Annotated in this window: 18 protein-coding genes and 1 pseudogene; 7 read left to right on the top strand and 12 right to left on the bottom strand. The window is 68.4% G+C overall.

Annotation, left to right across the window (positions count from 1 at the left end; all coding sequences use genetic code 11):
• Window positions 1-19: 19 nt before the first annotated feature.
• Window positions 20-745: pseudogene (locus CEJ42_RS07890) on the top strand (GNAT family N-acetyltransferase); the annotation flags it as partial.
• On the opposite strand, the gene CEJ42_RS07885 reads toward CEJ42_RS07890, so the two are convergent.
• Window positions 729-1634: a LysR substrate-binding domain-containing protein gene (locus tag CEJ42_RS07885; RefSeq protein WP_088750553.1), complete on the bottom strand. Its 906-nt coding sequence runs from the start codon at window positions 1632-1634 to the stop codon at window positions 729-731. The pseudogene CEJ42_RS07890 and the gene CEJ42_RS07885 overlap by 17 nt on opposite strands.
• 186 nt (window positions 1635-1820) lie before the next feature.
• Between CEJ42_RS07885 and argC the strand changes: the two genes are divergently transcribed.
• Window positions 1821-2753, top strand: coding sequence for an N-acetyl-gamma-glutamyl-phosphate reductase (argC, locus tag CEJ42_RS07880; protein ID WP_088750552.1), 933 nt, complete (start codon window positions 1821-1823; stop codon window positions 2751-2753).
• 83 nt (window positions 2754-2836) lie between these two features.
• Here the strand turns inward: argC and CEJ42_RS07875 are convergent, their stop codons facing one another.
• Complete coding sequence (locus CEJ42_RS07875) at window positions 2837-3223, bottom strand: nuclear transport factor 2 family protein (protein ID WP_088750551.1); 387 nt, start codon at window positions 3221-3223, stop codon at window positions 2837-2839.
• A 234-nt stretch (window positions 3224-3457) separates the two neighbouring features.
• A complete protein-coding gene (locus CEJ42_RS07870) occupies window positions 3458-3757 on the bottom strand; it encodes a hypothetical protein (RefSeq protein WP_079219038.1) in 300 nt (99 codons plus the stop codon).
• Between the two features lie 135 nt (window positions 3758-3892).
• Between CEJ42_RS07870 and CEJ42_RS07865 the strand changes: the two genes are divergently transcribed.
• From CEJ42_RS07865 to CEJ42_RS07855, 3 genes are all read left to right on the top strand, one after another.
• Window positions 3893-4720 carry a helix-turn-helix domain-containing protein gene (locus CEJ42_RS07865; protein ID WP_088750550.1) on the top strand — a complete coding sequence of 276 codons (828 nt, stop codon included), beginning with the start codon at window positions 3893-3895 and terminating at the stop codon, window positions 4718-4720.
• A 105-nt stretch (window positions 4721-4825) separates the two neighbouring features.
• The gene (gene dhaL, locus CEJ42_RS07860) at window positions 4826-6544 is read left to right on the top strand and encodes a dihydroxyacetone kinase subunit DhaL (protein WP_088750549.1); all 1719 of its coding nucleotides are present in this window, start codon (window positions 4826-4828) and stop codon (window positions 6542-6544) included.
• A 210-nt stretch (window positions 6545-6754) separates the two neighbouring features.
• On the top strand, window positions 6755-6979 hold the full coding sequence (locus CEJ42_RS07855; protein WP_079214574.1) for a hypothetical protein: 225 nt from the start codon (window positions 6755-6757) through the stop codon (window positions 6977-6979).
• Between the two features lie 29 nt (window positions 6980-7008).
• Here the strand turns inward: CEJ42_RS07855 and CEJ42_RS07850 are convergent, their stop codons facing one another.
• Window positions 7009-7905, bottom strand: coding sequence for a LysR family transcriptional regulator (locus CEJ42_RS07850; RefSeq protein WP_088750548.1), 897 nt, complete (start codon window positions 7903-7905; stop codon window positions 7009-7011).
• 109 nt (window positions 7906-8014) lie between these two features.
• On the opposite strand from CEJ42_RS07850, the gene CEJ42_RS07845 reads away from it, so the two are divergent.
• The gene (locus CEJ42_RS07845; protein ID WP_088750547.1) at window positions 8015-8569 is read left to right on the top strand and encodes a GNAT family N-acetyltransferase; all 555 of its coding nucleotides are present in this window, start codon (window positions 8015-8017) and stop codon (window positions 8567-8569) included.
• On the top strand, window positions 8566-9801 hold the full coding sequence (locus CEJ42_RS07840; RefSeq protein WP_088750546.1) for an MFS transporter: 1236 nt from the start codon (window positions 8566-8568) through the stop codon (window positions 9799-9801). Before CEJ42_RS07845 ends, CEJ42_RS07840 begins: the two co-directional genes overlap by 4 nt.
• Window positions 9802-9858: 57 nt before the next feature.
• On the opposite strand, the gene CEJ42_RS07835 is transcribed toward CEJ42_RS07840, so the two are convergent.
• The 8 genes from CEJ42_RS07835 to CEJ42_RS07800 form a co-directional block, all read right to left on the bottom strand.
• Window positions 9859-10851 carry a TRAP transporter substrate-binding protein gene (locus CEJ42_RS07835; protein WP_088750545.1) on the bottom strand — a complete coding sequence of 331 codons (993 nt, stop codon included), beginning with the start codon at window positions 10849-10851 and terminating at the stop codon, window positions 9859-9861.
• 93 nt (window positions 10852-10944) lie between these two features.
• On the bottom strand, window positions 10945-12069 hold the full coding sequence (locus tag CEJ42_RS07830; RefSeq protein ID WP_088750544.1) for a zinc-dependent alcohol dehydrogenase family protein: 1125 nt from the start codon (window positions 12067-12069) through the stop codon (window positions 10945-10947).
• 39 nt (window positions 12070-12108) lie between these two features.
• Entirely contained in the window at window positions 12109-12879 is a 771-nt protein-coding gene (locus CEJ42_RS07825; RefSeq protein ID WP_079214568.1) for a glucose 1-dehydrogenase, read from the bottom strand.
• A 10-nt stretch (window positions 12880-12889) separates the two neighbouring features.
• Window positions 12890-14332: an aldehyde dehydrogenase family protein gene (locus tag CEJ42_RS07820; protein ID WP_088750543.1), complete on the bottom strand. Its 1443-nt coding sequence runs from the start codon at window positions 14330-14332 to the stop codon at window positions 12890-12892.
• A gap of 47 nt (window positions 14333-14379) precedes the next feature.
• Entirely contained in the window at window positions 14380-15054 is a 675-nt protein-coding gene (locus CEJ42_RS07815) for an ABC transporter ATP-binding protein (protein ID WP_079214566.1), read from the bottom strand.
• 1 nt (window position 15055) lies between these two features.
• Window positions 15056-15796 carry an ABC transporter ATP-binding protein gene (locus tag CEJ42_RS07810; RefSeq protein WP_088750542.1) on the bottom strand — a complete coding sequence of 247 codons (741 nt, stop codon included), beginning with the start codon at window positions 15794-15796 and terminating at the stop codon, window positions 15056-15058.
• Window positions 15793-16797 carry a branched-chain amino acid ABC transporter permease gene (locus CEJ42_RS07805; protein ID WP_088750541.1) on the bottom strand — a complete coding sequence of 335 codons (1005 nt, stop codon included), beginning with the start codon at window positions 16795-16797 and terminating at the stop codon, window positions 15793-15795. Before CEJ42_RS07805 ends, CEJ42_RS07810 begins: the two co-directional genes overlap by 4 nt.
• Entirely contained in the window at window positions 16797-17702 is a 906-nt protein-coding gene (locus CEJ42_RS07800; protein WP_088750540.1) for a branched-chain amino acid ABC transporter permease, read from the bottom strand. The genes CEJ42_RS07805 and CEJ42_RS07800 overlap by 1 nt, the downstream gene beginning before the upstream one ends.
• Window positions 17703-17704 lie beyond the last annotated feature (2 nt).

The following is a 17704-nucleotide window of genomic DNA, read 5'->3' as shown; positions in this document are numbered from 1 at the left end:
GAACAAAAGCCCGGACGCCATGACAGAACCGCACAAGCCCACCGCCAACGAATGGAAACAGCCGGTCGGATTTCCCCTGCCGGACTGGCAGGAACGACCGCGCCCGCAGCGCATCGCCCTGGAAGGACGCTACTGCCGGCTGGAGCCGGTGGACGCCGCGCGCCACAGCGCCGACCTCTACGAAGCCTACGCCGCCGCGCCCGACGGCAGCGACTGGACCTACATGATGAGCGGCCCCTTTCCCGACCTCGCGTCCTACCGGGCTTACGCCGAGGCGCTGCAGAAAAGCGAGGATCCGCTGCACTACGCCGTCATCGAGCGCGCCAGCGGCCGCGCCGTGGGCACCATGTCGCTGATGCGCATCGAACCCAGACATGGCGTCATCGAAGTCGGCCACATCGCGCTCTCGCGCCGGCTCAAGCGCACCCGCGTGGCCACCGAGGCGCAATTCCTGCTGATGCGCTATGCCGTCGAGACGCTGGGCTACCGCCGCTACGAGTGGAAATGCGACAGCCTCAACGCCCCCTCGCGCAACGCCGCGCTGCGCCTGGGCTTCAGTTTCGAAGGCATCTTCCGCCAGGCCATCGTCTACCGCGGCCGCAATCGCGACACCGCGTGGTTCTCCATCATCGACGGCGAATGGCCGGTGCTGCGCGGCGCCTTCGAGCGCTGGCTGGAGCCCGGCAACTTCGACGCCGAAGGCCGGCAACGCCAGTCGCTGCAGGCGTTCAGGACGGCTTTAGCTGCTTGAGCGCCCACAGGGCGTCCAGCACATACTGCGTGGCCGGCTCCGGCTGGCCGGCGCGATGCGCGATGCCCAGCGGACGCCACAACCGGGGCCGCAACGGCCGCATGACGATGCGCGGATCGGCAGGCGGCACGCCCGATTGTTCGCCCGCCTCGTGCGGCAACAGCGTGGCGCCGTAACCGGCCGCCACCAGGCTCTTCACCGCATCGTTGAAGTTGAGCTGGATGCGCGCCGCCGGATGTTCGCCGGCGGCGCCGAACCACTCCGCGGTCAGGCGCGAAAGCCGCGTGTTGGGCGCGTTCAGGATCAGCGGTTGCGCCGCCAGCCATTGCGGCGTGACCACGCGCGGCGCGGCCCAGCCCGCAGGCAGAAAAGCCATGACAGGATCGCGCCGCCACGGCTTGACCGACAGGCCGTCCACCGAGGCCTGCGGCAACGCCACCAGGCCGATGTCCAGCGCACCGCCGGACAGGCGCGACAAGGTCTCCTCCGAGGTCAGCACCATCACCTGCACATCGATGCCGGGATGGCTCTGGCCCACCTTCTCCAGCGCCTGCGGCAGCAGATAGGCGATGGCGCCGGTCGACGCGCCCAGCCGCACCCGCCCCTCCAGCCCCAGCACCTGCCGCTTCACTTCATCGAGCGCCTGCTCGGCATCGGCCAGCAGCTGGCGCGAACGCGCGATCAGCGTCTCGCCCACGCCCGACGGCCGGACCTGGCCGCGCTGGCGCAGCAGCAAGGTGGCGCCGACCCGGCTCTCCAGTTCGCTGATGTGCAGGCTCACCGTGGGCGGCGCCAGGTTCAGCGCCCGCGCGGCGGCGGCGAAGGATCCCAGGTCGGCGATGACGACCAGGGTGCGCAGGCGGTCGAGGCTGAGTTCGCGCATGGGCTTGGCTCCGGGGAAATATTGACTGGCGGATATTGAAATCTGCCTGATTCAGAAAAACTGAATCAGGCCTTTGCGATATTCAACTTTTACGATTATACGATTTGTCGCAACATTGCTTCCGAGCCGGCAAGATCGCGCCGCTGCGGCTCACTTCTTCACCGGCGCAGCGACAGGAGAACTACCGTGAGCAATCTTCCGCTGATTTTCATCGATGGCGACCAGGGCACCACCGGCCTGCAGATCCATGAACGCCTGCGCGGCCGCAAGGACCTGCGCCTGCTGACGTTGCCGGCGGCCGAGCGCAAGGACGCGCTGCGCCGCGCCGAAGCCATCAACTCCGCCGACATCGCCCTGCTGTGCCTGCCCGACGCGGCCGCGCGCGAAGCGGTGTCGCTGATCGAGAACCCCAAAGTACGCGTGATCGACGCCAGTTCGGCGCACCGCACCGACGCCGAATGGATCTATGGTTTCCCGGAAATGTCGCCCAGCCAGTCCGAGCGCATCGCCAACGCGCTGCGCGTGACCAATCCCGGCTGCTACCCCACCGGCGCCATCGCGCTGCTGCGCCCGCTGGTGAAAGCCGGCCTGGTGCCGGCCGACTATCCGCTGACGATCAACGCGGTGTCCGGCTATTCGGGCGGCGGCCGCGCCCAGGTCGAACAATACGAAGGCCCCGATGCCGCCCAGGCCGCGCCGTTCACCGTCTACGGCCTGGCGCTCAAGCACAAGCATCCGCCGGAGATGCAATTGCACGCCGGCCTGTCGCAACGCCCCGTGTTCGTGCCGTCCTACGGCGCCTTCCGCCAGGGCATCGTGGTCTCCATCGCGCTGCAGGCCCGCCTGCTGCCCGCCGGCGCGAACAAGGAAGCCCTGCGCGCGGCGCTGCAACGCCACTACGAAGGCGCGCGCCACGTCAGCGTGTTGTCGGCCGAACAGGCCGCCGCCACCGACAGGCTCGATCCCACCATCCACAACAACAGCAACGACATGACGCTGGGCGTGTTCGGCAACGACGACGACGGCCATCTGCTGCTGTGCGCGGTGTTCGACAACCTGGGCAAGGGCGCTTCCGGCGCGGCGGTGCAAAACCTGGACCTCATGCTGCGGGGCGCGTGATGTCCGCGCGCGGGCATCGGCAATAAAAAATGCCGCCGGCGTCCTGCCGGCGGCATTGTCGTTTCGGGCGATCGCCGATGCGCTCAGGCGTGCTCGGGGATCTGGTCGAGGAAGCCCGTCACGTCCTTGATGCGCCCGTCCTCCAGCACCACGAAATCGGTGCCCTTGACCGGGCCGTCCGCGCCCGCCGGCCCCAGCGACCACGAGAAGCGCAGATAGGATCCGTGCAGGTCGGGCGTGCCCAGCAGGCTGAACTTCCATTCCGGGAAGCGATTTTGCACGGCCGAGATCAAACCGTCGATCTGCTCGCGGCCGGCGCCGCTCATCATCGGGTCGACGTAGCGGGGCTCCTCGCTCCAGGCGGACTCCAGCAAGGCGCGACGCTGTTGCGGATCGGCGGCGTTCCAGGTGTCCAGGTAGCTGTGGGCGATGATGGCGGCGTTGGTGGAAGTGGTGGCGGCGTTGCTCATGTCATGCTCCTTGGCTTGGGATGGATAGGCTCGTTTCAAACTGCTGCCGTTGGTCACGGTGAGTGAACTATCGCCGCATTCGCGAGGCCGGTCGATTACCTGCGAGGTAATGAAAGCCGCCGCATCCTGCTTTCCAATTTCCAATTTCCAATTTCCAATTTCCAATTTCCGATTGCCAAATGCCGACTCCCCGGGCCGCCTGCCCGGAAAAAGTCCCGCCATTCCCGCCAGCCCTCAGTGCAAGGATCTCTGCTCGGTGAAGAGCAGGTATTCGGCGTGCATTTCAGCCGACTCCAGCACGTTCCTGCATCCGGCCCGCTCGGCGCCGGGCGCAGCCAGCTCCGCCTCCAGGAGGCCGCAGATGATCTCCACCGCTTCGGTGGCGTCCGTGCCCGCCGTTCGCATCGCCGTGAAGCAGTTCCTGATGGTCGCCCGCACGAGCTGGTCCACCTGCTCGCCGTTTTCAGCCATTTCCCCCAGCCGCCGGACGATCTGCACATGCCGGCCGGCAATGCTTTGCGCATTTGTACACATGATGTTCTCCCCCCTACTGTAGAGCAGCATAGTCCGCCCGGCCCGGCGCCTCCATCAGGGGAATCCTGAGGCGCTGACCCGCCTTACCTCGCAGGTAATGGACTGCCTTCCCGGCGCTGCGCTATCCTGCGCGGCATGGACACCTCTCCCTCCACCATCGGCGACCACCTGCGCCACTGGCGCCGGCAGCGCCGCCTGAGCCAGCTGGACCTGGCCTGCGACGCCGGCATTTCCACCCGCCATCTCAGCTTCATCGAAACCGGGCGCGCGCAGCCCAGCGCCGATCTGCTGCTGCGCCTGGCCGAGCAACTGGAGATCCCGCTGCGCAACCGCAACAGCCTGCTGCTGGCGGCCGGCTATGCGCCGCGCTATCGCGAAAGGGCCCTGGACGACCAGGCCCTGCAACAGACGCGCAACGCGATCGAAGCCATCCTGCATGCGCACGAGCCGTATCCCGCGCTGGCGGTCGACGGTCATTGGCACATGCTGATGGCCAACCGCGCGCTGGCGCCGCTACTGCAGGGCGTCGATCCCGGATTGCTGCAAGGCCCGGTCAATGTCCTGCGCCTGTCGCTGCATCCGCGCGGCGTGGCGCCGGCCATCGTCAACCTGAAGCAATGGCGCGCACACCTGCTGCACCGGCTGGCGCACCAGGCGCAACAGACCGCCGACCCTTTCCTGTCGGCGCTGCTGGATGAACTTTCCGCCTACCCGGATGAAAACGGCTTCAGCGCCGGCCAGCCCGCGCATGGCGAGATCGACGCCATCGCCGTGCCGCTGCAGCTGCACGCGCCCGGCGCGCCCGGCGAGCAGCTGTCGCTGATCAGCACCACCATGGTGTTCGGAACACCCCAGGACATCACGCTCTCCGAGCTGGCCGTGGAGACCTTCCTGCCGGCCGACGGTGGCACCGCCGAAGCGCTGCGCGCCATGTCGGCCAACCATGCGCAGCTGTCCTCCTGAACACGCGCTGCGGATGGTCTAGAATCTCCGCATCGCGGCGCGCCTCATCACAACAGGCTTTCCAATCCCATGCGCGCCGCTTCCCCGCCACGAGGAAGGAGACGCATGAAAAAGCTCATCAACGAAGTCGCGCACGTCGTGCCCGACATGCTGGCCGGCCTGGCCGCGCTGCATCCGCAACTGGCCCTGCTGCAGGGCCAGAACATCGTGCTGCGCGCCGACGCCCGCGAAGCCGCCGCGCGCGGCGAGGTGGCGCTCATCTCCGGCGGCGGCGCAGGCCATGAACCGGCGCACGGCGGCTATGTCGGCGCGGGCATGCTCAGCGCCGCCGTGGCCGGCGAAGTCTTCACCTCGCCCTCCACCGACGCCGTGCTGGAAGCCATCCGCGCCGTCGCAGGCCGGGCCGGCGTGCTGCTGATCGTCAAGAACTACACCGGCGACCGCCTCAACTTCGGCCTCGCAGCCGAGATCGCGCGCGCCGAAGGCATCGCCGTGGAGATGGTGGTGGTGGCCGACGACGTCGCGCTGTCGGCCAACGGCGACCATGCCGGACGCCGCGGCCTGGCCGGCACCGTGCTGGTCCACAAGATCGCGGGCGCGGCAGCATCCGGCGGCGCCCCGCTGGCCGAAGTCGCACAGGCCGCGCGCGATGCTGCGGCCGCGCTGGGCACCATGGGTGTCGCCCTCACGCCCTGCACCGTGCCGGCGGCCGGCAAGCCGGGCTTCACGCTGGACGAGGCCGAAATCGAATGGGGCCTAGGCATCCACGGCGAAGCCGGCGTGGAACGCGGCACGCTGGTGCCGGCGGCCGATGTCGCGGCCCGCCTGCTCAAGCAGATCGCCGGCGACCTGGCGCTGCAAGCGGGCGAGCACGTCGCGCTGCTGGTCAACAACCTGGGCGGCACGCCGGCCAGCGAACTGGACATCGTCGCCGGATCGGCGCTGGCGCAGCTGGCGAAACAGAACATCAAGGTCGAGCGCGCCTGGGCCGGCACTTTCCTGTCGGCGCTGGAAATGGCCGGCATCTCGCTCACGCTGCTGCGCGTGGACGAGCGTCGCCTGGCCCTGCTGGACGCGGCCACGCAGGCGCCGGCCTGGCCGGCCGGGGACGGCCGCATCGCCGCCGGGACGCAATCGGTGCATGCAGCGGCGGCCGCGCCGGTCACGCCCACCGCGCAGGATGGCGCGCGCATGTCGGCCGATGCGCCGCTGCGCCGCGTGATCGAAGCGGTATGCGCGCGCCTGCAGCAGGCCGAAGCGCTGCTCACCGACATGGACCAGAAGGTCGGCGACGGCGACCTCGGCATCAGCATGGCGCGCGCCGCGCAAGGCATACGGGAAGACCTTGCCGGCTGGCCTTCGGAGCAGCAGCCGGCGGCGGTGCTGCGCGCGATGTCGGCCACCGTGCGCCGCGTGGTCGGCGGCACCTCCGGTCCGCTCTACGCCATCCTGCTCATGCGCGCGGCGGCCAGCCTCGAAGAACAGTGGCACGCCAACGCCCCGGCCTGGGCCGCGGCGTTTTCCGAAGCGGTCAAGGGCGTCATGGAGCTGGGCGGCGCCAAGGGCGGCGACCGCACCATGGTCGATGCGCTGCTGCCGGCGGCGCAGGCGCTGCAGGCGTCGCTTGACGCCGGCGAGACCACCGCCGTTGCGCTCGACGCCGCGGTGTCGGCAGCCGAACAGGGCGCGGCCGCCACCTCCGCCATGACGCCGCGCCGCGGGCGCTCCAGCTACATCGGCCAGCGCGCGCTGGGCCATCCGGATCCGGGCGCGCATGCCGTCGGACTGTGGCTCGCGTCGGTGCGCGACGCGCTCAAGGCCTGACATCCCGCGCAAAAAAGACCAGGGCGCCGCTCAGCGCGGCGCCCTTTCTTGATCACTCGCAAATCGGGGCTCATCCATGGAAACGAGAACCTGCAAGAACTTGCGGGCTGTGGCATCATCGCCGTTCGCATGCTTCGCATGACCGCGCGTTGACTCAAGCATGAGCTTGAATTCCAGTTACATTCTCCCAGCAACATTCCATCAGGCAACATGAACGGACCGTTAGGCAAAGTCGCCCAAAGCTACATGGGCGCCACCATCAACCTCACTCCCGTACTGCGCACCGACGGCAAATGGTCGGCCTTCGTGCACATCGATTTTCCCGACCGCACCACGCACGACTTCGGCGATTTCCAGCCCGGCAAGACCAAGGTCGAGGCGCTGCAGAATGCGGTCAGTGCCGCCGAGCAATACGTCGCCGCGCGCAAGAAATAATCCTGTCCGGCCCGCCCGGCCCCTGCGTCTTATCGCCCCGGTTTTCGTCCCAGCTGCTCCAGGCTGCGCACCACGTCGGCCAGTCCGGCGTGCAGCCGCTTGTCGCGCCGTATCACCACCGCCAGCCGGCGCTGCAGGCGCGGCGACAAGGGGTGCACCGTCATCCCGCCCTTCGGCTTTGCCTGCGGCACCGCCATCGCAGGCAAGATCGCGCATCCCAGCCCGGCCGACACCAGCTCCTTGATCGCCTCCACGCTGCCCAGCGACATCACCGGCGCCAGCCGTACGCCGGCGCGCGCGAACCATTCGTCGGTGATACGGCGGGTGTTGCCGCCGGGCTCGAACAGCAGCACCGGCTGGTCCGCCAGCGCCGCCGCCGTGACCCGCGCCGGCAGCGCCATGCCCGGCGGCGCCAGCAGCACGAACTCGTCGTCCAGCACCGGCGTGATCTCGAACATGCGCCCCGACACCGGCATGGTGACCAGGCCCACATCGAGCAGGTTGTCTTCCACCGCCTTGGCGATGTCGGCGGTGTTGCCGGTCGATACCGTGATCTCCAGCGCCGGGAAGCGCCGGCGCAAATCCTTCAGCACCGCCGGCAGCAGGAAGATGCAGGCCGTCGCCCCGGTGCCCAGGCGCACGCGCCCGGCGGCGCTGCCGGCGCGGCGCGACACCGCCTCCACCGCGGCATCGACGGCAGCCTCGATCTGCGCCGCATGGCCCAGCAACTCCTGCCCCGCCGCAGTGGCCCGCGCGCGGCGGCCGACGCGCTCCACCAGCGGCGTTCCCAGCGTGCGCTCCAGCTGGCGGACCTGCTGGCTCACCGCCGGTTGTGAAATGTCCATGCTGTCGGCCGCGGCGGAAAAACTGCCGTGGCGGATGACCGCAACGAAGGTCTGCAGGTGATCGAGATTGAAGTTCTTCATCTGCGCTATTCCCAACTCAAATAATTGCTTATGCATCGCATAAGCAGGCAAGGCTTCTTTTATACCATCCGGCGCAGCATCATGGTCGTCCCCCACCACGGAAAACACCATGCAAGCTGCCGACGCCCCCGTCATCGTCCGCGACGCCACCGACGCCGACCTGCCCGCCATCCAGGCCATCTACGCCCATTACGTGCTGCACGAGCTGGCCACCTTCGAACTGGAGCCTCCCTCGGCCGCCGACATGGCCGCGCGCCGCAGCGCGGTGCTGCAGGCGGGCCTGCCATGGCTGGTGGCCGAGCATGCCGGCGCGCTCGCCGGCTACTGCTACGCCACGCCCTACCGCCCGCGCCCGGCCTATCGCCACACCATTGAGGAATCGGTCTACCTGGCGCGCGGCTCGGGCGGACTGGGCATCGGCAGCCTGCTGATGCAGGCCCTGCTCGAGCGCTGCGAACGCGGGCCGTGGCGGCAGATGCTGGCAGTCATCGCCATGCCGAACGAGACCGGCAACGCGGCGTCGATGGCGCTGCACAGCAAGTTCGGCTTTGAACGGGCGGGCCTGCTGAAGCACGTCGGCTACAAGCACGGCCGCTGGATCGACACCGTGCTGATGCAACGCCCGCTGGGACCGGGTGCGGCCATGGCGCCCGGCGCCGCATGAGAAAGATCGTCCTCTGCCTGGGCCTGGGGCAGATGATCAGCTGGGGCATCACCTATTACCTGGTCGGTGCGCTGGGCCGGGCCATGAGTGCAGGCCTGGGCTGGAGCAGCGCGGCGATTCAGGGCGGCTTCGCGCTCGCCCTGCTGGCGACGGGACTGTGTTCGCCTTGGATCGGCGCCATGAGCGACCGCCACGGCGGACGCGCGGTGATGTGCGCGGGATCGCTGCTCAACGCGGCCGGCTGCTCTCTGCTGGCCATGAGCCAAGGGGCGCCGCTGTACTACGCCGGCTGGCTGCTGCTGGGACTGGGCATGCGCTGCACGCTGTACGACGCCGCCTTTGCCGCGCTGGCCGGCGCCGCCGGCGCCGGGGCGCGCCGCGCGATGTCGCAGATCACGCTGCCGGGCGGTCTCTCGGCCACGCTGTTCTGGCCGCTGGGACAGGCCTTGAGCGACGCTGCCGGCTGGCGCGGCGCATTGTGGACCTATGCCGCGCTGGCCTTGTGCACGCTGCCGCTGCACGGGACGCTCCCGGCCGGCGCGGGCCGTGCGCCTGTACCGCGGCAGGCGGAAGCGGTGCTGTCACCGCAGCCGCCCGTGCCGTCAATTCCCGCGCAAGGGCGCAGGCAACTGATGCTGTCCGGCCTGCTCTTCGCGCTGCTGACCACGCTGGCCAATTTCGTCAATGCCGGCATGTCGGCGCACATGATCCCCATCCTCGCCGCGCTGGGCATCGGCGGCGTAGCGGCCGTCTGGATCGCGGCCATGCGCGGCGTCGGCCAGTCGGCGGCGCGCATGGCGGAAGTCCTGTTAGGCGCCAGGCTGGACCCGGTCGCGCTCAATCTGGCGGCCTGCCTGCTGCTGCCGCCGGCCTTCGCCATCGCGCTGGCAGCCGGGGACTCGCCGGCGGCGGGACTGGCCTTTTCCCTGCTCTACGGCGCCGGCAACGGCCTGCTTTCGATCACCCGCGGCACCCTGCCGCTGCTGCTGTTCGACCATCGCAGCTACGGCCGGCTGGTCGGGCGGCTGGTGGCGCCGGGATTCCTTCTGTCGGCCGCGGCGCCAGTCCTGTACGCGTGGCTGATGGATGCGGCGGGCGAGCGCGCCGGCCTGTGGCTGTCGGCGGCATGCGCGCTGGCCATCGCGTTGGCGGCGGCGCTGCTGTGGCGGATGATGCGCCGGCCTGCCGCTGCCAGCGCTGGCACAGACAGGGGCAGCAGCCCGGCGCAATGAGAAACGAAAACGGCCCGCATCGCTGCGGGCCGTTGCGGGTGCGGCGTCATGCCGGCATCAGTTCATCTTCACGCCTGCGGCCTCGCTTTCCTTGTAGATCGCGTCGATCAGGTCCTTGCCCACGCGCGGCGCCATGCTCTTGTGCACCGTCATGAGCGCCTTGCGCCATTCGGTCTTTTCCTCGTCGCTCAGGTAATAGACCTTGGTCTTGCCCGAGGCCTTGATGGCCGCCAGCGCGTCGTCGTTCTCCTTCTGCGCGATGGTGTTGGCGTAGACCGTGGCTTCCTTCATCGCGCCTTCGAGCTGGGTGCGCACGTCGGCCGGCAGCGAGTCCCAGAACTTCTTGTTCACGATCACCGCGTAGCCGATGTAGCCGTGGTCGGACACGGTCAGGTTGGACTGCACCTCATGCATCTTCTGCGTGTAGACATTGGAAGGCGTGTTCTCGCTGCCGTCCACCACGCCGGTCTGCATGGCCGTATAGACCTCGGAGAAGGCCAGCACCTGCGGGTTGGCCTTCAAGGCGCGGAACTGCTCGTCCAGCACCTTGGAAGACTGGATGCGCATCTTCAGCGCGCGAAAGTCCGAGACCTTGTGCAGCGGCTTGTTGGCGGTCATCACCTTCATGCCGTTGTCCCAGTAGGCCAGGCCCTTGATGCCCTTGGATTCCAGCTTCTGGAACAGGCTCTGGCCGACCGGCCCCTCGGTGACGCGCTTGAGCACCGTGGTGTTGGGGAAGATATACGGCAAGTCGAAGACCTCGTACTCCTTCACGCCCAGCGGGCCGAACTTGGCCAGCGACGGCGCCAGCATCTGCACCGAGCCCAGCTGCAGCGCCTCCAGTTCTTCCTTGTCCTTGTACAGCGTGCTGTTGGGATAGACCTCCACCTTCACGCGGCCCTTGGTGGCCTTCTCGGCCAGCTCCTTGAAGCGCTCCGCGCCCTTGCCCTTGGGCGTGTCGTTGGCCACCACGTGGCTGAACTTGATGACGATCTGCTGCTGCGCGTAGCTCAATGGCGAGTGCAGCGCCAGGGTGCCCAGGCCGGCCATGGCGATGGCGGCCTGGATGGCCCTTCTCGTGCTGCTGAATGTTTTTATGGTCATGCTTGGGTCTCCTCCTTGTGATGCCTCCTTGCGAAGGCGTTAAAACACGATCAGGTCCCGTAGTCCCTCGCCGCTGTGCAGGCGGTCGAAGCCACGGTTGATATCGGCCAGCGCCATGCGCTCGCCCATCAGTTTGTCGATCGGCAGGCGCCCGGCCTGGTACAACCCGATGTAGCGCGGGATGTCGCGCAGCGGCACGCAGGAGCCGATGTAGCTGCCCTTGACGGTACGTTCCTCGGCCACCAGGCTGACCTGCTGCAGCGGCCAGCGCGCGTCCGGCGGCGGCAGGCCGGCGGTCACCGTCATGCCGCCGCGGCGCGTCATGCGGTAGGCCATCTCCATCGCCTGCACCGAACCTGCCATCTCGAACGCGTAGTCGACGCCGCCGCGGGTCAAGGCCTTGACCTTCTCTACCGCATCCGGGTCGCGCGCGTTCACGGTGGCGGTGGCGCCCAGCGACTTCGCCACTTCCAGCTTGCTGTCGTGCAGGTCGACCGCGATCACCTCGCGCGCGCCGGAGGCCAGCGCCCCCAGCATGGTGCACAGGCCGACGCCGCCCAGGCCCAGCACCACGGCGCTGGTGCCCGCCTTGACTTCGGCCGTGTTGACCGCCGCGCCCACGCCGGTCAGCACCGCGCAGCCGAACAGGGCCGCTTCCACCGGATCGATGTCGGCTTCCACCTTGACGCAGGAGCGGCGCGACACCACCGCATGGTCGGCGAAGGCCGAGACGCCCATGTGATGGTTCACATGCCCGCCCTGCTTGTGCAGGCGGCGCTGGCCCGAGAGCAGCTCGCCCAGCGTGTTGGTGGCGGCGCCCGGTTCGCACAGCGCCGGCCGGCCCTCCATGCAGGGCATGCAGTGGCCGCAGCTGGGCACGAACACCAGCACCACCAGGTCGCCGGCGCGCAGGTCGGTCACGCCGCTGCCCACCTGCACCACTTCGGCCGAGGCCTCGTGGCCCAGCGCCATCGGCACCGGGCGCGGTCGCACGCCGGTGATCACCGACAGGTCCGAATGGCACAGGCCGGCGGCCTTCATCTTCACCAGCACTTCGCCCGGGCCGGGCGGGTCCAGTTCCAGTTCTTCTATCTTCAGCGGCTGGCTCTGCGCAAACGGGTGGACGTCGGTCATCTCGCGCAATACGGCGGCCTGGATTTTCATGTCTCGCTCCTTGGTGTGTGGGTCAAATGTCAGGAACGCCTAGATTACACGACCGCCATCCACCGGCACTTCCATCCCGGTCAGGAAATGCGAGGCGTCGGTGGCCAGGAACAGCGCCACGTTGGCCACGTCGGTGCCCTCGCACATGCGCCCCAGCGGAATGGTGGAAATGAAGCGGGCGCGGTTCTCCGGCGTGTCGGGCATGCCCATGAACTGCTCCAGCAAACCGGTGGCGCCCATCACCGGACAGATCGCGTTGACGCGAATGCGGTCCGGCGCCAGCTCCACGGCCATCGACTTGGACAGCATGTTGACCGCGCCCTTGGAGCTGTTGTACCAGGTCAGCCCGGGCCGGGGACGAATGCCGGCCACCGAGCCGACGTTGAGGATCACGCCGCCGCGTCCTGGCTCGGCCTGGTTGCGCTCGCGCATCAGCGGCACCACCGCGTGCGTCATGTGGAAGATCGACTTGACGTTGATGGCGAAGACGCGGTCGAAGGTCTTCTCGTCGACCTGCAGCATGGGCTGGTTCTTGTGGGTGGCGCCGGCGTTGTTGACCACGATGTCGGGAATGCCGAAGCGCTCCACGCACAGGCGCACGGCGGCATTGACCTGATCGGCGCTGGTGACGTCGCAGGCGGCGGCCGCGGCCTGCGGCCCGAGCTCGCCAGCCAGCGCCTGCGCGCCTGCGGCGTTGATGTCGGCGATCAGCACGCGGGCGCCTTCGCGCACATAAGCGCGGGCGATCTCGGCCCCGAATCCGCCGGCCGCGCCGGTGACGATGGCGACCTTGCCTTCCAGTTGCGGCATCGCGTTCTCCTTATTTGTAGTGGTGGACGATGGTCTTGGTGGTGCTCATTTCCTCCAGCGCCAGCAAGCCCTTCTCGCGGCCGTGGCCGCTCTTCTTGACGCCGCCGAACGGCAGCTCCACGCCACCGCCGGCGCCGTAGCAGTTGATGAACACCTGGCCCGACAGCACGCGCTGCGCCAGCCGCGCCTGACGGCCGCCGTTCTCGGTCCAGATGCCGGCGGCCAGGCCGTACTCGGTGGCATTGGCCAATGCGATGGCGTCTTCCTCGTCCTTGAAGGACATCGCCGACAGCACCGGGCCGAACACCTCGCGGCAAGCCAGCTTGTGGTCGCGCGGCACGCGGCCGAACAGCGTCGGCCGGACGAAGTAGCCCTCGGCCGACACGCCCGCGCCCAGCGATCCCTGCGCCAGCACCGGGATCCCCGATGCCGCCGCCTCGTCGATGAAGCCCTGCACGCGATCGCGCTGCTTGCGGTTGACGATGGGGCCGCAATCCAGGTCCATCTCCGGCGTGCCCACGCGCACCTGGGCAAAGCGCTCCGCCACCTTGGCCACGAAGCTGTCGTAGATGCTCTCCTGCACCAGCAGGCGGCTGCCGGCCGAGCAGGTCTGGCCGGCGTTCTGGGTGATGGCTTTGACGATCACCGGCAGCGCCTTCTCGACATCGACGTCGTCGAACACGATCTGCGGCGACTTGCCGCCCAGCTCCAGCACGCAGGGAATATGGTTCTTGGCGGTGGCCTCCTGCACCATCACGCCCACCTCCGGCGAGCCGGTGAAGGTAGCGAAATCGATGCCGGGATGCGCCGTCAACGCCGCCCCGGCCTCATGGCCATAGCCGGTCACGACATTGAGCGCACCCGGCGGGAACCCCGCCTCCAGCGCCAGCTCGCCCAGCTTGATGCCGGACAGGCAGGCGTCTTCGGACGGCTTCATCACCGTGGCGTTGCCCATGGCCAGCGCCGGCGCCAGCGAGCGGCCGAACATCTGCGCCGGGTAGTTCCACGGAATGATGTGCGCGGTCACGCCGTGCGGCACCCGCACCAGGCTGACGTTGTAGCCGTCGAGATAGGGAATGGTCTCGCCGTGGATCTTGTCGGCGGCGCTGCCGTAGAACTCGAAGTAGCGCGCCACCACCTTGACGTCGTTGCGCGCCACGGTGATGGGCTTGCCGGTGTCGCGCGCTTCCAGCTGGGCGATCTCTTCGGCGTTGGCGAGGATCAGGTCGCCCAGCTTGACCAGCAGGCGGCCGCGCTCGGTGGCGGTCAGCCGCCCCCACTCGCCGGACAGCGCCCGGCGTGCCGCCGCCACGGCGAGGTCGATGTCGGCCTTGCCGCCGCGCGAGATCTGGGTGAATACCTTGGCGTTGCTGGGATCGATCACGTCGATCGCCTGGCCGTCCTGGGCCGCTTGCCAGCGGCCGTCGATCAGCAGGGTCTTGGGGGATGTCATGTGCTTGTCCTGTGGGGGAAAAGGAAATCGGAAAAATGCATTGCGCTTCAGTGGGCCGCGGCCGGCTCGCCCACCGCCAGCTCGCCGCGCTCCAGCGTGAGGGTGGCGTCGGGCAGGTCGCGCAGCAGGCTGCGGTTGGATTCGGTCACCACCACGCATACCTCGCTGTCCATCTCGCGCAGGCGGCGCAGCGATTCGCCGTATTGCGACGCCAGCACCGGCGCCAGTCCCTGGAAAGGCTCGTCCAGCAGCACCAGCCGCGTGCCGGCCATCAGCGCCCGTCCGAGCGCGGCGATCTTGCCCTGGCCGCCGGACAGCGCCGCGCCGGAACGCGGCAGCATGTCCTTGAGTTGCGGCACCACGGCCACCGCCTTTTCCAGGCGACGGTCGATCTCCGCACGCGGCAGCTTGAGCACGTCGCACGGCAGGCGCAGGTTTTCTTCCACGGTGAAGGTCGGGAACATCACCCGGTCTTCCGGGGCGTAACCGATGCCCAGCGCCGCCCTGCCGTGCGCCGGCACCGACGCCAGGTCGCGGCCGTCGAAGCTGATGCTGCCCTCCTGCAGCGGCATCAGCCCCATCACGGCGCGCAGCAAGGTGGTCTTGCCGGCGCCGTTGCGCCCCACCACGGCCAGCAGGCTGCCGGCCGGGAACTCGGTGTCGATCTTGCGCAGCACCGTGATGCCGGCGATGCGCGCGCTGATCCTGTTGATCTTCAGCATCTCACTCCCCTATCACGTTGCGGCGGATGTCCGGATTGCCGAGCACGTCCTGCGGCTTGCCGTCGGCGGCGATGCGGCCCGAGATCCACGCCGCCACGCGGGTGGCGTAGCGGGTGACGATGTCGACGTCGTGCTCGACGAAGATCGAGGTGATCTTCTGCTCGTCCAGCACGCGCATGATGATCGCCATCAGCCCGTGCTTCTCCTCGGTGGAAACGCCGCTGGTGGGCTCGTCCATGATCAGCAGCTTGGGTTGCAGCACCAGCGCCATGGCGATGTCGAGCAGCTTGCGCTGGCCTTCGGGCAGCAGCGAGCAGGGATCGTCGGCGCGCTGGCGCAGGCCCACCAGCTCCAGGATCCGCTCGATCTCGGACTCCGGCAGCACGCGCGACAGCGGCGTCCACATGCGCAGCACGCCGGTGCGCCCGGCCGCCGCCAGGCGGATGCAGTCGCGCACCGTGTGCTCCAGGAACAGCTGCGGCAGCTGGAAGGAGCGTCCGATGCCGCGCTGGACGATGGCGCGCGGCGCCATCCTGGTGATCTCCTTGCCGTCGAAATGCACGCTGCCGCCGGTGGGCCGGATGAAGCCGGTGCAGATGTTGATGAAGGTGGTCTTGCCGGCGCCGTTCTGGCCGATCACCGCCAGCCGCTCGCCCTGCTCCAGCGCGAAGTCGATGCTGTCGGCCACCACCACGCCGCCGAAGGCAAGTTGCAGGCCGCGGGTCTGTAACAGGGCGCTCATGAACGCACCTCCTCGATGGCGGACGCAATGGCCGCGCCCTTGTCGTTCTTGTCCGCTGCCGGCGTCTCGGCCACCGGCTTGCTCTTGCGAAACAGCAATCCCGACAGGCCGCTGGGCACGAAGAACACCAGGCCGATCAGCACGAAGCCCAGCACCATCTGCCAGGCGCCGGTAAACAGCGCTGCCGAATACAGCTTGACGAACTCGAACACCACCGCCCCCAGGAACGCCCCGACCGGATGGCCGACGCCGCCCAGGATGGAGATGAAGACGATCTCGCCCGAGCGCACCCAATACCCCATCTCCGGCGTCACCAGCCCCTGCATCAGCGCGAACATCGCGCCCGACAGGCCGCACAGGGAAGCCGAGATCACATAGCCGATCCACAGCGCCTTGTTGGCCGACAGGCCGATGTATTCCAGCCGCGTCTCGTTGGTCTTGACCGCGGCCAGCGCCTGTCCGGCGATGGATTGCTGGTAGCGTTGCACCACCAGCGCCAGCACGATGGAGCACAGCACCGCCACCACCAGCAACGCCGTCTCGAAACCGTCGCGGTCGAGCTGCATGCCGAAGAAGGTCGAGCGCGCCAGGCGGATGCCGTCGGTGCCGCCGGTCCAGCTGTAGAACTTGCCGAGGATGGAGAACAGCACCATCGACAGCGCCAGGTTGAGCATGCCGAAGAAGATCGCCCGGTAGCGCACCACGAACAGGCCGATCACCATGCCCATCACCGCTCCGCACGCCATGCCCACCAGCAGCAGCAAGGCGCTGTCGAGCTGCGGCATGGCGCGCGCCAGGAAGGCCGCGGCATAACCGGCCGCGCAGGAGAACATCGCATGGCCGAACGACAGCTGGCCGGCGCGGATCAAAATGGATACGCCCAGCGCGGCGACGCCGAAGCTGGCCGCGATCACCACCGGCGTCTTCAGCCATGGCCAGGCCAGGGGCGCCGCCAGCGCGATCAGGGCCAGCGCCAGGCCGGCAAGATTGGCTCGCGTCATCACACCCTCCTCGCTTGCGCCACGGAAAACAGTCCCTGCGGACGGAACAGCAGCACCGCCACCATGATCAGGTAAGGCACCAGCACCTCCATCTCGGGTTGCAGGTAGACCGCGAACGAGCGCGCCAGGCCGATCAGCAACGCCGTCACCAGCGTGCCCTCGATCTGCCCCAGCCCGGCGGTCGCCACCACGGCGAACGACAGCACGATCATCTCGGCGCCGATGCCCGGCACCAGCGAGGTCGTGGGCGACGCCAGGGCCCCGCCCAGCGCGCCCAGCATGGAGCCGGCCACGAAGGTCAGCAGGCAGATGCGCTTGGCGTCGATGCCCATGGCGGTCGCCACCTCGCGGTTGTGCGCCACGGCCACGATCTGGCGTCCGGTGCGGCTGGACTTGAGGAACCAGCGCAGCCCGAAGAACACCACCAGCGCCACGCCCGGCAGCACCATCAGCTGGTAGCGGGTATAGGTGATGCCCAGCACCTCGGCCACGCCGAGATAGTTGACGATGTCGGAGACGAAATAAGGCTGGGCGCCCCAGATCATGCGTTGCAGGTCTTCGAAGATCATGAAGGCCGCAAACGTCACCAGCAGTTGCAGGATCTGCTCCTTGTGATAGATGCGACGCAGCAGCAGCACTTCCATGACGGTGCCTAGCACCGCGCCGATCACCAGCGCGGCCAGCACCAGCCACAGGAAGGACCACGCCGGCGACAGCCCTTTGGCCACCGCCCACAGCCCCAGCGTGGCGGCGAAATAGCCGCCGAACGCATAGAGGCTGCCGTGCGCCATGTTGAGGATGCGCATGACGCCGAACACCAGCGTCATACCCAGCGCCACCAGAAACAGCAGCGCCGCGTAGGAGATGCCGTCAAGCACCGCCAGCAGGAATAGTTCCTGATTCATGG

The organism is Herbaspirillum robiniae, from assembly GCF_002213415.1.
GTDB lineage: Bacteria > Pseudomonadota > Gammaproteobacteria > Burkholderiales > Burkholderiaceae_D > Herbaspirillum > Herbaspirillum robiniae.
This window is presented reverse-complemented; position numbering and strand designations above follow the sequence as displayed.